Raw genomic sequence first — 14824 nt, 5'->3', positions numbered from 1 at the left:
AGTCGTGTGAATTCGGTGGGATCAGCTCTTTTCGAGCGCCCAGAGGTCGCTTTCGATGCTCTCGAAACGCTCTTTCAAGTGCGTCTGCACATCGAAAATCGCCCGGTTGTAGTAGTGCGGTGCAATCTCGCGAGCAAACAGCTCCAGCACTTCGGCGGCCTCGAAACTGCCCAGCTCAAGCTCGAAGCGCTCGGCCATAAAACGCTTGAGCACCAGGCAGGCTTCACGCTCCTGCTCGGCGCTCAAGGTCATCAGCGGCGGTTTGTGCTTGGCCCGGCTCATTTACCAGCGCCCATCCCAGGCGGCGAAGTTCTGCAACAGTTGCAGGCCGTGGGTGTGGCTCTTTTCCGGGTGGAACTGCACGGCAAAGCGCGAGCCGTCGGCCAGCGCGGCAGCGAAGTCCTTGCCGTAATGGCCGCGACCGACCACCTGCTTGGGGTTGCCAGCCTCGATGTAATAGCTGTGCACGAAGTAGAAGCGCGCCAGATCGGGGATGTTGTGCCACAGCGGGTGCTTGACCGACTGCGCCACTTCATTCCAGCCCATGTGCGGCACCTTCAGCGGCTCGCCGTCTTCGACCATGTCCTTGCCGAAGAAACGCACCTTGCCAGGAAACAGACCGATGCAGTCGACGCCCTCGTTCTCTTCGCTGTGCTCCAGTAACGCCTGCATACCCACGCAGATGCCTAGGAACGGCCGATCCTGGCTGACTTCACGCACCAGCGCATCGAAGCCCAGACGCTTGATCTCGGCCATGCAATCGCGAATCGCGCCAACGCCGGGGAATACCACGCGGTCCGCCTCGCGAATCACCTGAGCATCGCTGGTCACCAGCACCTTGCCGGCACCGACGTGCTCCAGGGCCTTGGCCACCGAATGCAGGTTACCCATGCCGTAGTCGATTACTGCAACGGTTTGCACTTACAAGCACCCTTTGGTCGACGGCATCTGCCCGGCCATGCGCTCGTCCAGAGTTACCGCCATACGCAGGGCACGGCCGAAGGCCTTGAACACGGTTTCGATCTGGTGGTGGGTGTTGGTGCCGCGCAGGTTGTCGATATGCAGCGATACCAGGGCGTGGTTAACGAAGCCCTGGAAGAACTCCTGGAACAGGTCCACGTCGAAGCCACCGACCACCGCACGGGTGAAGGGCACGTGCATCTGCAAACCCGGACGGCCGGAGAAGTCGATCACCACGCGCGACAGCGCTTCATCCAGCGGCACGTAGGAATGGCCGTAACGAGTCATGCCCTTCTTGTCGCCAATCGCCTGGGTAAAGGCCTGGCCAAGGGTGATGCCAACGTCTTCGACGGTGTGGTGGTCGTCGATATGCAAATCGCCCTTGCACTGGATATCCAGATCGATCAGGCCGTGGCGGGCAATCTGATCAAGCATGTGTTCAAGGAACGGCACGCCAATATCGAACTTGGCCTTACCGGTGCCATCCAGGTTGATCGAGACCTTGATCTGGGTCTCCAGGGTGTTGCGTTCGACGCAAGCCGTACGTTCGGCCATCACCTGCTCCAGAAAATCATTGGGCGAAAGGGCCAGCATTATAGGCCGATAAGCTGCCAACCTTGAAGCCAGGGTCTGCTGCTGTTTCGTCGCTAATCACATGGCAACCCGCTAACCGTTGCCAGGCGGCCAAACCCGAAAACAAAAATCCCGCCGGCGCACGAGGCGCGGGCGGGATTTTCACAACAGCGTCAGCTTACTGGAACAGCACGACGGTCTTCTGCAGGGTGATCCACACGCCCCATGCCAGCGGCAGACCTACTGCCAGCCAGGCGGCAATGGCAATTGGCTTGCTCGAGGGGTCAGCAGCCCACTCCAGCTCACTTGCAGCCGGTGCTTTTTTCTCGCCATAGGCGCGCTCGGTAGCCAACTCGGCCTCAGTCATGAAGTACTTCGGCGCCACCGGACGCACCAGGGCGTTGCAGATGAAGCCCAGCACCAGCATACCGGCGAGGATATACAGGGTGATGTCGTAGGCCGCAGCCTTCTCCACACCGATGCTCAACTGGTACTCGCGCAGGTAGTTGACCAATACCGGGCCAAGCACACCGGCGACCGCCCAGGCGGTCAGCAGGCGACCGTGGATGGCACCGACCATCTGCGTACCGAACAGGTCGGCCAGGTAGGCCGGCACCGTGGCGAAACCACCGCCATACATCGACAGGATGATGCAGAACGCCAGCACGAACAGCGCCAGGCTGCCCAGTTGGCCGAGCATCGGCACAGCGGCGTAGAGCGCGAAGCCCAGGCCGAAGAACACAAAGTAAGTGCCCTTGCGCCCGATAAAGTCCGAGCACGACGCCCAGAAGAAGCGGCCACCGATGTTGAACAGGCTCAACAGACCGGTGAAACCTGCAGCGATCGCGGCGATTTCTGCCAGCTGTGCAGCGTTCAGCTCGTTGAACGACAGATCAATGCCGATCAGCTTGCCAGCGAAGACTTCCTGCAGCAGCGGCGAGGCCATGCCGATGATGCCGATACCGGCCGACACGTTCAGGCACAGCACAGCCCAGACCAGCCAGAACTGCGGGGTCTTCCACGCGGTGTTCACGTGTACATGGCCCTTGGTGATCATTGCGTTGTTGGCTTTGGCAGCTGGTGCAACCCAACCTGCCGGCTTCCAGCCGGTCGGCGGTACGCGGTAGGACAGTGCGCCACCCATCATGAAGATGAAGTAGATCGCCGCCATGACCACAAAGCTCTGCCATACGCCCACACCCGTTTCACTGGCGAAATGGTTCATCAGCAGCGCAGCCAGGGGCGCACCGACCATCGCACCACCACCGAAGCCCATGATCGCCATACCGGTGGCCATGCCACGACGGTCCGGGAACCACTTGATCAGCGTCGAAACCGGCGAGATATAACCCAAGCCCAGGCCAATACCGCCGATTACCCCGGAACCCAGCCACATCAGCCAGATTTGATGGGTATAGATGCCCAATGCGGAAATCAGCAGACCACCGCACCAGCAGACGGCCGACACCACACCAGCCTTACGCGGGCCAGCGTGTTCCAACCAACCGCCCCAGATAGCAGCAGAGCAGCCAAGGAAGACGAAGAACAGGGTGTAGATCCAGCCGAGCATGGAGATCTGCCAGTCACAATTACTGGCAAAAATTTGCTCGAAGAAACCCATATCAGGAGCGCAAGCTGCGACGGTGGTAATACCCACGGCCTTAGAGAGCGGCAACCAGAACACGGAGAAGCCATACGCCATGCCGATGCACAGGTGAATGGCCAGGGCCGCTGGCGGAACCAGCCAGCGGTTGAAGCCGGGCTTCGCGATGATGCGCTCCTTGGACAGGAACGCAGGCGTCGCTGAAGCACCGTCGAGTACGGAGGCGTCAGTCATTGAGTTATTCTCTGATTATGTTGGCACGCAAGCATTTGGCTCGCAGGCTGCAGAATAACGGCATACCTGAAAAAGCCAATAGCGAGCGAGCCTAGCATTGCGCCATTACGCTTGTCAGCGCACCCGTTCAATTTTCTGGCGTCCGAATTTCGACCTTTGCTACTCACGCAAAGCGGCCTGCATGCCCGGCGCTGCCATCTTCTAGGCGCCAGCCCATGCAGTAGGCGCCACGGAACCGCCGGCCGCACTCGCCATCCAAGCCAGAACGCCATGCCGCCAGCCGCTGCAGCGCCTCGTCTGTAACGACCTGCAGCGCTTTTCGCGAACGCAGGCGAGTACGGGCGTTATACTGCCCGGCCTACCTTTCCAGTCATTCAAACAAGGACTTGTCCATGAAAGCGCTCGGCAAACTCCTGGGTCTGTTTTTCCTCGGACTGTTGCTGATCATCGTGGCCCTGGGCTTCGCCCTGACCCACTTGTTCGATCCCAACGACTATAAAGACGAAATCCGCCAGTTGGCCCGCGACAAGGCCAACCTGGAACTGACCCTCAATGGCGACATTGGCTGGAGCCTGTTCCCCTGGCTTGGCCTGGAGCTGACCGACGCCACCCTGGCCAGCGCCACGACCCCGGACAAACCCTTTGCCGACCTGCGCCTGCTCGGCCTGTCGGTGCGCGTACTACCGCTGCTGCGCAAAGAAGTGCAGATGAGCGACATCCGCGTCGACGGCCTCAACCTCAACCTGGAGCGTGACGAAAACGGTCATGGCAACTGGGAAGACGTCGGCCGGCCGCCACAGAGCGCAGAGCAGCCGGCAACGGCCACCAACGACGCGGCGCCAGACAGCGAGCAGCCAAGCACCGACGACAGCGCAACGGCCGGCACCCCGATCAAGCTGGATATCGACAGCCTGATCGTCAACAGCGCCCGAGTGACCTACAACGACGTGCAGAAAGGCCAGCAATTCAGCGCCGAAAGCATCCAGCTGACGACCGGCGCGATTCGCGAAGGCGCCGCCGTGCCGATCAAGCTCAGCGCCTTCTTCGGCACCAATCAGCCGGTCATGCGGGCGCGCAGCGAGTTGCAGGGCGAACTGCGCTTCGACCGCGTGCTCAAGCGCTACCAACTGGAAGACGCCCGCCTCTCCGGCGAAGCATCCGGCGAGCCCTTCAACGGCCAGACCCTGACCTACGCCATCCAGGGGCAACTGCTGGTCGACCTGGCCGCGAATGTCGCCGAATGGAACGGCCTCAAACTCTCGGCCAACCAACTGCGCGCCCTCGGCGAACTCAAGGTGCGCGACCTTAACGATGCGCCCAAGCTGAGCGGCGGCCTGTCCGTCGCCCCACTCAACCTGCGTGAGTTCCTCACCAGCATCGGCCACACCCTGCCCACGCTGAACGACGAAAAAGCCCTCAGCGCCTTCGAACTGGTCACCCGCCTGAACGGCACCACCAACAGCCTGAGCCTCGACGAGTTGAACCTGAAACTCGACGACAGCAGCTTCAGCGGCAGCCTGGGCGTCAGCGACTTCAGCAAGCAGGCCCTGCGTGCCACCGTCAAGGGCGACCGTCTCGACCTCGATCGCTACCTGCCCGCTGCGGATAAAGACGCCAAAAGCGCAGGCGCCGCGCGCAAGGCCGAAGTACGCGAAAGCGTGGCCGATGCAGGGCAAAGCGGCACCACGCCGCTGCCCAACGCCCCAACCCAGCAGGCCTGGGACACCACCAGCGCACTGCCGCTGGCCAGCCTGCGCAAACTCGACCTGCAACTGGCACTCAACCTCGATCAGTTGACCCTGAAGAAACAGCTCATCAGCGACCTGCAGGTCAAAGCCAACGGCAGCAACGGCCTGCTCACTCTGGAGCAGGCCCGCGGCGCCCTGGGCAACGGCCAGTTCGACACCCGCGCCAGCCTTGACGTACGACCCGAGGTGCCGTTGCTGAGCCTGCAGCAGAACCTGACCCGCATCCCGCTTGAGCCCTTCCTGAAAAGTGACGAGCAGCCAGCGCCCCTCAAAGGTGCCCTCGACCTGCAGGCCAACCTGACCACCCGCGGCAATAGCCAGCAGGCCTGGATCGACGGCCTCAACGGCACGGCCAGCTTCCTGCTCAACGACGGCGTGCTGGTCGATGCCAACCTTGAACAGCAACTGTGCCGTGGCATCGCCACCATCAACCGCAAATCCCTGAGCAGCGACCCACGCAGCAAGGACACCCCCTTCGAGACCCTGCAGGGCTCGCTGAGCATCCGCAACGGCGTGGCCAACAACCCGGACCTCAAGGTGCGCATCCCGGGCCTGGCAGTCAGCGGTGACGGCGATCTGGACCTGCGCGTGCTCGGCCTGGACTACCGCGTCGGCATCACCCTGGAAGGTGACCGCCGCGAAATGCCCGACCCGGCCTGCCAGGTCAACGAGCGTTATGCCGGTATCGAATGGCCGCTGCGCTGCCGTGGCCCGCTGGAGCTGGGTGCCAAGGCCTGCCGTCTGGATCAGGACGGCATGGGCAAGGTCGCCGCCAAACTGGCGGGTAACAAGATCAACGAAAAGATCGAAGAAAAACTCGGCGACAAGGTCAGCCCCGAGCTGAAAGACGCCCTCAAAGGCCTGTTCAACCGATGAGCCCTGAGCAATTCTCCAGCGCCGTACTCGCCTGGTATGACAACCACGGACGCAAGGACCTGCCCTGGCAACAGGGCATCACGCCCTACCGCGTCTGGGTCTCGGAAATCATGCTGCAGCAGACCCAGGTCAGCACCGTGCTCGGCTACTTCGACCGCTTTATGGCTGCACTGCCAACGGTAAAAGACCTGGCCGAAGCAGCGGAAGACGAAGTGCTGCACCTGTGGACCGGCCTCGGCTACTACACCCGCGCGCGCAACTTGCAGAAGACCGCACAGATCGTCATGCGCGAGCATGCCGGTGAATTCCCTCGCGATGTCGACAAGCTCACCGAACTGCCCGGCATCGGCCGCTCCACTGCAGGCGCCATCGCCAGCCTGAGCATGGGCCTGCGCGCGGCGATCCTTGACGGCAACGTCAAACGCGTACTGGCGCGTTACGTCGCCCAGGAGGGCTACCCCGGTGAACCAAAGGTGGCCAAACAGCTGTGGGATGTGGCCGAACGCTTCACACCCCACGCCCGGGTAAACAACTACACCCAGGCGATGATGGACCTGGGCGCGACCCTCTGCACCCGCAGCAAACCCAGCTGCCTGCTCTGCCCGCTGAAAAGCGGCTGCCAGGCGCACCTGCTTGGCCTGGAGATCCGCTACCCGATCGCCAAGCCGCGCAAGGCCCTTCCGCAAAAGCGCACCCTGATGCCGATCCTGGCCAACCGTGAAGGCGCCATCCTGCTCTACCGCAGGCCATCTACCGGCCTGTGGGGCGGGCTCTGGAGCCTGCCGGAACTGGAGGATCTCGACGCACTGCCAGCCCTGGCCGGCCAGCACGCCCTGAGCCTGGGCGAACGCCATGCCCTGCCCGGCCTGACCCATACCTTTAGCCACTTCCAGCTGGCCATCGAGCCCTGGCTGATCCGGGTCGACACCCCGGCTAGCGCCGTGGCCGAGGCCGACTGGCTCTGGTATAACCTCGCCACCCCGCCGCGCCTGGGGCTAGCCGCCCCCGTGAAGAAACTGCTGAAACGCGCGGCCGACGCCCTGACCGCTGGAGAACCCGCATGACCCGCACCGTACTGTGCCGCAAACACAAACAAGAACTCCCCGGCCTCGACCGCCCGCCCTACCCAGGCGCCAAAGGCGAAGACATCTTCAACAACGTCTCCAAACAAGCCTGGGACGAATGGCAGAAGCACCAGACCCTGCTGATCAACGAACGTCGCCTGAACATGATGAACGCCGACGACCGCAAATTCCTCCAGGGCGAAATGGATAAATTCCTCTCCGGCGAGCAATACGCCCAAGCCGACGGCTACGTCCCGCCGAGCGAGTAACCCGCCAGACCGTGGGAGGCGCTGAGCGGCATTGCGCTTTAGCGGCGACAGCACACGCCCCGTCGCGGCTAAAGCCCCTCCCACAATCCTCAGCCCGTAGCCTGGGTGGAGCGCAGCGATACCCGGGAGCGAACGCCCCGGCACCGCCATAGCCAACCTGCAGCGCCCGGCCCAAGGTCCCCACTCGAACCTAACCGCCCGTAATAATTAAATATTTTTCAAAAGCGCGCTTGACACCCTCCCTTCAAATCCGTCTAATAGCGCCCCGTTGGCCCAGGTAGCTCAGTCGGTAGAGCAGGGGATTGAAAATCCCCGTGTCGGCGGTTCGATTCCGTCCCTGGGCACCATAAATACGAAAAACCCCAAGCGTCTTCACGGCCTTGGGGTTTTTTTATTGCCTGGGTTTTAGGGCGTCAGCAGCGATCAATTGCATCTGCGCGACAACCAACAGCACCCAGGCGACACCGTGACCGAGCAAGCCAGCCGCGGCCTGTAAACGGCTTGGCGGTCAGCCAAACGCATGCTAGCGTGGCGCTCGCCAGGACGGCGCCACACCCGCTGGAGCGCACACCCGAATTAGAGGAACCCCCATGGCCGAGGCTGCGCCAGCGCTGGAAATCCGTAACCTGCATAAACGCTACGGCGACCTCGAGGTGCTCAAGGGTATTTCCCTCACCGCGCGCGATGGTGACGTGATCTCCATTCTCGGTTCATCCGGCTCGGGTAAGTCGACCTTTCTGCGTTGCATCAACCTGCTGGAAAACCCGCATAAAGGCGAAATTATCGTCGCCGGCGAAACCCTCAAGCTCAAGGCCGCGAAAAACGGTGAGCTCATCGCTGCGGACAATCGCCAGATCAACCGGCTGCGCAGCGAAATCGGTTTTGTCTTTCAGAATTTCAATCTCTGGCCGCACATGAGCGTACTCGACAACATTATCGAGGCGCCGCGCCGCGTGCTGGGGCAGAGCCGTGCGCAGGCCACCGAGGTGGCAGAAGCACTGCTGGCCAAGGTCGGCATTTCCGACAAGCGCCACGTTTACCCCAATCAACTGTCTGGCGGCCAGCAGCAGCGTGCCGCCATCGCCCGTACGCTGGCAATGCAGCCGAAAGTCATCCTGTTCGATGAGCCCACCTCGGCGCTCGACCCGGAGATGGTACAAGAAGTGCTTAATGTGATTCGTGCGCTCGCCGAGGAAGGCCGCACTATGCTCTTGGTTACCCATGAGATGGGCTTCGCTCGTCAGGTGTCCAGTGAGGTGGTGTTTTTGCATCAGGGGTTGGTCGAGGAACAGGGATCACCCGCCCAGGTGTTCGATTCGCCGAACTCGGCGCGCTGTAAACAATTCATGTCCAGCAATCGCTAAACACGGAGCAACAACATGCAGAACTACAAGAAGATCCTGCTGGCCGCTGCCGCCACCCTGGCCTTCGGCACCAGTGCCGTCGCAGCGGACAAGCTTAAAATCGGTACCGAAGGCGCTTACCCACCGTTCAACCTGATCGACGCCAGTGGCCAGGTCGGCGGCTTCGACGTGGATATCGCTCAGGCCCTGTGCGCCAAGATGAAGACCGAGTGCGAAGTGGTTACCTCCGACTGGGACGGCATCATCCCGGCCCTGAACGCCAAGAAGTTCGACTTCCTGGTCGCCTCCATGTCGATCACCGAAGAGCGTCAGGCGGCCGTCGACTTCACCGACCCCTACTACACCAACAAGCTGCAGTTCGTGGCGCCGAAAGACAGTGAGTTCAGCACTGACAAAGCCAGCCTCAAGGGCAAGGTCATTGGTGCGCAGCGCGCCACCATCGCCGGCACCTGGCTGGAAGACAACCTCGACGGCGTGGTTGACATCAAGCTGTACGACACCCAGGAAAACGCCTACCTCGACATGACCTCGGGCCGTCTGGATGGCATCCTCGCGGATACCTTCGTGCAGTGGGAATGGCTGAAAAGCGATGCAGGCAAGAGCTTCGAGTTCAAAGGCGACCCGGTCTTCGACAACGACAAGATCGGCATTGCCGTGCGCAAGGGCGATGCCCTGCGTGAACGCCTCAACGTTGCTCTGAAGGAAATCGTCGCAGACGGTACCTACAAGAAGATCAACGACAAGTACTTCCCGTTCAGCATCTACTGAGCAATCAGCACTGCGTCGCCTTAACGGGCGACGCAGGCTTCTGAGCCTCCATGAATTTCGACCTCTACGGATTCGGCCCCGCCCTGGCCGCCGGCACCCTCATGACCATCAAGCTGGCGCTCAGTGCGCTGTGCCTGGGTCTGGTGCTCGGCCTGCTCGGCGCGCTGGCCAAAACTTCGCCTTACAAGCCCCTGCAGTGGCTGGGCGACACCTATTCGACCATCGTGCGCGGCATCCCCGAGCTGCTCTGGGTATTGCTGATCTATTTCGGCACGGTGAACCTGATGCGCAGCCTGGCAGACCTGCTGGGCATGGACAGCCTCGAACTGTCGCCCTTCGCCGCTGGCGTGATCGCCCTGGGCATCTGCTTCGGCGCCTACGCCACCGAAGTATTTCGTGGCGCCATCCTGGCCATCCCCAAGGGCCATCGGGAAGCCGGCCAGGCGCTTGGCCTGTCCAAACCACGGATCTTCTGGCGGCTGATCCTGCCGCAGATGTGGCGCATCGCCCTGCCCGGCCTGGGTAACCTGTTCATGATTCTGATGAAGGACACCGCCCTGGTATCAGTGATCGGTCTGGAAGAAATCATGCGTCGCTCACAGATCGCCGTGACCTCCAGCAAAGAGCCGTTCACCTTCTTCCTGGTAGCCGCCTTCATTTATCTGGGCCTGACCATTTTCGCCATGATTGGCCTGCACTTCCTCGAGAAACGCGCCTCCCGCGGCTTTGCAAGGAGCGCTGCATGAACTGGGAAGTAATCATCAAATGGCTGCCGCGCCTGGCCGAAGGCGCGCTGCTGACTCTGGAACTGGTCGCCATCGCGGTTATCGCCGGGCTGATTCTTGCCCTGCCCATGGGCATCGCCCGTGCGTCCAAGCAGTGGTATGTGCGCGCCCTGCCCTATGGCTACATCTTCTTCTTCCGCGGCACGCCCTTGCTGGTGCAGCTGTTCCTCATCTATTACGGCCTGGCGCAGTTCGACGCCGTGCGCCAGGGGCCGCTGTGGCCCTACCTGCGCGACCCATACTGGTGCGCGGTCCTCACCATGACCTTGCACACCGCCGCCTATATTGCCGAAATTCTGCGCGGCGCCATCCAGGCCGTGCCCCAGGGCGAGGTAGAAGCGGCGCGCGCACTGGGCATGTCCAAGGCCCAGGCCATGCTGCACATCATTCTGCCGCGTGCTGCACGCATTGGCCTGCCGGCCTACAGCAACGAAGTGATCCTGATGCTCAAGGCCAGCGCCCTGGCGAGCACCGTGACGCTGCTGGAGCTGACCGGCATGGCGCGCACCATCATCGCGCGCACCTACCTGCCGGTGGAGATCTTCTTTGCGGCCGGCATGTTCTACCTGGTGATTGCCTTTGTCCTGGTGCGCGGCTTCAGGCTGCTCGAGCGCTGGCTGCGTGTCGATGCCTGCCAGGGCCGCTGATCGCCCATCGGCCATGAGCACCTGTGATCTTGATCTGCACCAGCGCTTCGCCGCGCTGGATGCATTCCTGCTGCGCCATCAATCCCTATGGCGGCCACGGCCTTTTACCGAACTGACGCTGCCGTGGGAAGCCGAACACCCAACCTTGGCCCAGTGGCTGCGCGCCCGCTCCCTGGAGCAGGCAGAGGCCACACATAACACGCCCTGCGACCTGCCCGCCCCAGCGCCGTTTACCGACCTTGCCCAGCAATCACGAACCCTGACCGAGCTGTCCTGGCTTCCTCAGCAGGTCGACACACGCCCGGTTGCGCGCTTCAACGTCGATGTACCGGGGCGCAAATGGCAACAGATTCAGGCCTTCGCCCAAAGCCTGACGTTCAACCAGCACCCGCATCACTGGCTCGATTGGTGCGCCGGCAAGGGCCACCTTGGTCACCTGCTGGCCCGCGATGGCATGCCGCTGACCTGCCTGGAGCATGACCCTGCACTGGTCGAAGACGGCCAGCGGCTCGCCCAACGCCTGCAGCTCGACGCCCAGCACCGGCAACAGGACGTCATGGCCGATGACAGCGCGCGCCACCTGACGCCAATGCACACAGCTGTCGCCCTGCACGCCTGCGGCGACCTGCATATCCGCTTGATGCAGCTGGCCAGTGCTGCCGGCTGCGGCCAACTGGCCATCGCGCCCTGTTGCTACAACCGCACACAGGCGGCGGCCTACCAGCCACTCTCCATGGTGGCCCAGGCATCTGCCCTGCACCTCAGCCGGGATGATCTCGGCCTGCCGCTGAATGAAACCGTCACCGCACCTGCCCGCGTGCGCCAACAACGCGACCAGTCCATGGCCCGCCGCCTCGCCTTCGACTTGCTGCAACGCGAACTGCGCGGGGTCGACAGTTATCTGCCAACTCCGTCACTCCCAGCGGCCTGGCTGCACAAGCCCTTCGCCCAATACTGCATCGACCTCGGCCAGCGCAAAGGCCTGACCATCGACGCCAACGCCGCCGACTGGGACGCCCTGCTCGCGCGCGGCTGGCAGCGCCTGGCCGAAGTGCGCAACCTGGAACTGCTACGCGCCCTGTTCCGCCGCCCGCTGGAGCTCTGGCTGGTGCTGGACCGCGCCCTGTACCTGGAAGAACAGGGCTACCAGGTCCGCCTGGGCCAGTTCTGCCCAGCCGACTTAACGCCGCGCAACCTTCTTTTACTGGCCGAACGCCACTGCTAGCTGTGGATAACTCTGTTGACAGATTCCTGGAAGCAGCACGCTAAAGCGGCAAAAAACGCTCTGCAAATCTCCGAAGCCATCAAGCCATAAATTTAAAATACTTAAAAAACATATAGTTATGAAAATCCGATAAGTGCGTCACCTTTTCGCAACACACTGACCGCGACCTTTCGCCACTTGTGCATAAACCCAAAAATCCAGGCTTGCCTGTCTTAGTAAAAAACATACAAGCGCTACTTTACTCAGCCAAACGAATAGATATAATGGCGCCCCTCAAAGGCCGGTATAGCTCAGCTGGTAGAGCAACTGACTTGTAATCAGTAGGTCCCGGGTTCGACTCCTGGTGCCGGCACCATACGAACAAACGAAAAAGGCTCACCGCAAGGTGGGCCTTTTTCGTTTTCGATTACTGGCGCGCCGAAGAGCTTTACGGCGGCTGCCGTTCTGATCATTGTTTGCCCCCAGCGGGAAGCAACATCAACCGCCGCAGCGATGGGAAGCACGTGACACACGAGATGAGCGGCGCTGCAATTGCATGCGCAACGCACGGCCCTAACCGCCTATCCGTCATAGCTAACGATCACAACGCACCGTGGCAAATGCTACTAAAAAATCTCTCTGAGAGCCGACCGCTAGCCCAAAGCGCAGTCATGCTGCAGGCGCTTCGCAACACCCATTTATTTCGCTCGGTGCAGCTAGCGCTTATACGCGCCTTAGCTAAGCTGGCAGGAGGCTAGCCCGCCAAAAAGCGTCTTAAGGAGTAAAGAATGTTCGAATACTTTTCCAGCAAAGCCGAAAAACAGGCGTTGGAGCAATCGATCATTGCAGTCATTTCTATCGGACCAGACAATCGGGTGACATTTTTCAACACGGCGGCAGAAAAGCTATGGGGATATACCCGACAGGACGTGGTCGGGCAAAACGTTGCAATGCTGATACCCAGCGAACTGCGCCAACATCATGACGGCTACGTTGACCGTCATAGACGCGAGAATACCAACCGTATTGTTGGCACATCACGGGAAGTGCAGCTACAGCGCAAAGACGGCAATAAAGTGTGGGCACTGCTTTCTTTATCGCAAATTTTGATCAGAGGCAGGAAGCACTACACTGCTTTTGTTCAGGATGTGACTGCTGCGCGACAAGCACGGGAGATAATGGAACAGACACTATCTCAGGCACTGGATGCTGTTGTGGTCATTGATGAGCGCAACACCATCACATTCTATAACAAGGCCGCCCAGCGCCTGTGGGGCTACACCCCCGACGAAGTCATGGGCCAGAACGTAAAAATGTTAGTCCCTAAAGCAATACAGCATGAACATGACAGCTATGTTGACCGCAACCGTGAAACCGGACAGGACAAAATTGTCGGCACCAGCCGAGAAATAAAGATTGAACGCAAAGACGGTCAGGTGCTTTGGGGGCAGTTGTCACTGAGTAAAGTCGTACTCGATGAAAAAACCATCTATACCGCATTTGTTAAAGATGTGACGCAAGACGTCGTGCAGCGTGAAGAAATGGCGATGCTATCGCTAGTAGCCAATCGAACAGATAATGCCGTTATCATCACAGATGCCAAGGGCTGTATTGAGTACGTCAACCAGGGCTTCGAGCGGATGACCGGTTACAGCCTCAACACGATAAAAGGCCGCACACCCGGCAGCTTTCTGCAAGGGCCTGATACTGATCCGAAAACCGTACAACGCATTCGCGACGGCCTGCGCAACGGGCAATCCTTTTATGACGAGATTCTCAATTACACAGCCGACAAAGTGCCGTATTGGGTGTCACTCTCCATCACTGCCGTTACCAATGAGCGAGGCATAACTGAGCGCTATATTTCAGTCCAGGCGAACATTACTGCAGTCAAACAGATGGCGCTGGATTTTACCTTGAAACTCAATGCGATCAGTGGCGCGCTTGTAATTCTAGAGCTGGATACGCAAGGTGGCTATCTCCACTCTAATGATTTGTTCGACTCACGAGTCAGCGCAATTGGTACGCCCAAGGAGTTAAGCAGTCAGATTTGGCAATCAGTCACCAAAGAGGAACAGGCACTGCTCAAAAGCCAAGGATTCGTACCCAAGTCAATACTGCTGGAAAAAGGTCCTGTTACATTGGCGTTTGATAGTCGCATCTGCGCCCTGCGCAACTTCCGTGGCGAATTTACGCATTATGTAATCTTTGGCATTGACACGTCTGAGCGGCGTGTTGCGGTGAGTGAAACAAAACTTGCCATGAATGCGGTCCTCACCGCCAGCCAGACCATTAGCCAGATTATCGCAACGATAAATGGCATTTCCGAACAGACCAACCTACTGGCGCTGAATGCGGCCATTGAAGCCGCTCGTGCGGGCGAAATGGGTCGCGGCTTTGCGGTAGTTGCTGATGAAGTCAGGGCGTTGGCTGGACGCTCCCGAGCGTCGAGTAACGAGATTGATCAGTTGGTCAAAGAGACCGTTACCAAGATTGATGAGCTGGCAAATCTGCTGGTACGCATCGAAAACTGATAACGCTGGTTGGGCGCGCGGCAGCACATCACTCCTGCGCGCCCCCCACTTGACGACCAGCTTCTTCGCAAGGCGATGCAGCTCATCGCGCTGCTACTTTGTAAGCGCTCCATAACCCCCATCTACAAATGACATGCAGCACCCTTGATGCTGAGCTCCCATTTCTTGCTGGAGCTCACCCTCATGATGCGTCCC

13 protein-coding genes and 2 tRNA genes are annotated in these 14824 nt (G+C 60.3%); 11 read left to right on the top strand and 4 right to left on the bottom strand.

Annotated elements, in window-relative coordinates; all coding sequences use genetic code 11:
• Positions 1–21: 21 nt before the first annotated feature.
• The 4 genes from BMW49_RS16355 to BMW49_RS16340 all read right to left on the bottom strand — a co-directional run bounded on the left by BMW49_RS16355 (position 22) and on the right by BMW49_RS16340 (position 3370).
• Entirely contained in the window at positions 22–282 is a 261-nt protein-coding gene (locus BMW49_RS16355; RefSeq protein ID WP_069520988.1) for a DUF2164 domain-containing protein, read from the bottom strand.
• Complete coding sequence (gene hisH / locus BMW49_RS16350) at positions 283–921, bottom strand: imidazole glycerol phosphate synthase subunit HisH (RefSeq protein ID WP_069520990.1); 639 nt, start codon at positions 919–921, stop codon at positions 283–285.
• The gene (gene hisB / locus BMW49_RS16345) at positions 922–1515 is read right to left on the bottom strand and encodes an imidazoleglycerol-phosphate dehydratase HisB (protein WP_069521013.1); all 594 of its coding nucleotides are present in this window, start codon (positions 1513–1515) and stop codon (positions 922–924) included. It abuts the gene before it with no gap.
• A gap of 196 nt (positions 1516–1711) precedes the next feature.
• Positions 1712–3370, bottom strand: coding sequence for an OFA family MFS transporter (locus BMW49_RS16340; protein WP_069520992.1), 1659 nt, complete (start codon positions 3368–3370; stop codon positions 1712–1714).
• Between the two features lie 392 nt (positions 3371–3762).
• On the opposite strand from BMW49_RS16340, the gene BMW49_RS16335 reads away from it, so the two are divergent.
• The 11 genes from BMW49_RS16335 to BMW49_RS25355 all read left to right on the top strand — a co-directional run bounded on the left by BMW49_RS16335 (position 3763) and on the right by BMW49_RS25355 (position 14629).
• Complete coding sequence (locus tag BMW49_RS16335; protein ID WP_069520994.1) at positions 3763–5994, top strand: AsmA family protein; 2232 nt, start codon at positions 3763–3765, stop codon at positions 5992–5994.
• Positions 5991–7058, top strand: coding sequence for an A/G-specific adenine glycosylase (gene mutY / locus BMW49_RS16330; RefSeq protein WP_069520996.1), 1068 nt, complete (start codon positions 5991–5993; stop codon positions 7056–7058). The genes BMW49_RS16335 and mutY overlap by 4 nt, the downstream gene beginning before the upstream one ends.
• Positions 7055–7327 (top strand): oxidative damage protection protein, encoded by a 273-nt coding sequence (locus BMW49_RS16325; RefSeq protein WP_069520998.1) that lies wholly within the window; start codon positions 7055–7057, stop codon positions 7325–7327. Before mutY ends, BMW49_RS16325 begins: the two co-directional genes overlap by 4 nt.
• 271 nt (positions 7328–7598) lie before the next feature.
• Positions 7599–7674: transfer RNA gene (locus BMW49_RS16320), tRNA-Phe, on the top strand.
• Positions 7675–7917: 243 nt separating this feature from the next.
• Positions 7918–8691 carry an ABC transporter ATP-binding protein gene (locus BMW49_RS16315; protein ID WP_069521000.1) on the top strand — a complete coding sequence of 258 codons (774 nt, stop codon included), beginning with the start codon at positions 7918–7920 and terminating at the stop codon, positions 8689–8691.
• A gap of 15 nt (positions 8692–8706) precedes the next feature.
• Complete coding sequence (locus BMW49_RS16310) at positions 8707–9459, top strand: ABC transporter substrate-binding protein (protein WP_069521002.1); 753 nt, start codon at positions 8707–8709, stop codon at positions 9457–9459.
• 50 nt (positions 9460–9509) lie between these two features.
• Positions 9510–10205, top strand: coding sequence for an ABC transporter permease (locus BMW49_RS16305; RefSeq protein WP_069521004.1), 696 nt, complete (start codon positions 9510–9512; stop codon positions 10203–10205).
• Positions 10202–10891, top strand: coding sequence for an ABC transporter permease (locus tag BMW49_RS16300; protein ID WP_069521006.1), 690 nt, complete (start codon positions 10202–10204; stop codon positions 10889–10891). The genes BMW49_RS16305 and BMW49_RS16300 overlap by 4 nt, the downstream gene beginning before the upstream one ends.
• Positions 10892–10904: 13 nt before the next feature.
• Positions 10905–12116, top strand: a complete 1212-nt coding sequence (locus BMW49_RS16295) for a methyltransferase (protein ID WP_069521015.1) — start codon at positions 10905–10907, stop codon at positions 12114–12116.
• 279 nt (positions 12117–12395) lie between these two features.
• Positions 12396–12471 (top strand) — tRNA-Thr (locus BMW49_RS16290).
• A 412-nt stretch (positions 12472–12883) separates the two neighbouring features.
• The gene (locus tag BMW49_RS25355; RefSeq protein ID WP_069522639.1) at positions 12884–14629 is read left to right on the top strand and encodes a PAS domain S-box protein; all 1746 of its coding nucleotides are present in this window, start codon (positions 12884–12886) and stop codon (positions 14627–14629) included.
• Positions 14630–14824: the final 195 nt, after the last annotated feature.

Origin of the sequence: Pseudomonas cuatrocienegasensis, assembly GCF_900110925.1 — a bacterium.
Lineage (GTDB): Bacteria > Pseudomonadota > Gammaproteobacteria > Pseudomonadales > Pseudomonadaceae > Aquipseudomonas > Aquipseudomonas cuatrocienegasensis.
This window is presented reverse-complemented; position numbering and strand designations above follow the sequence as displayed.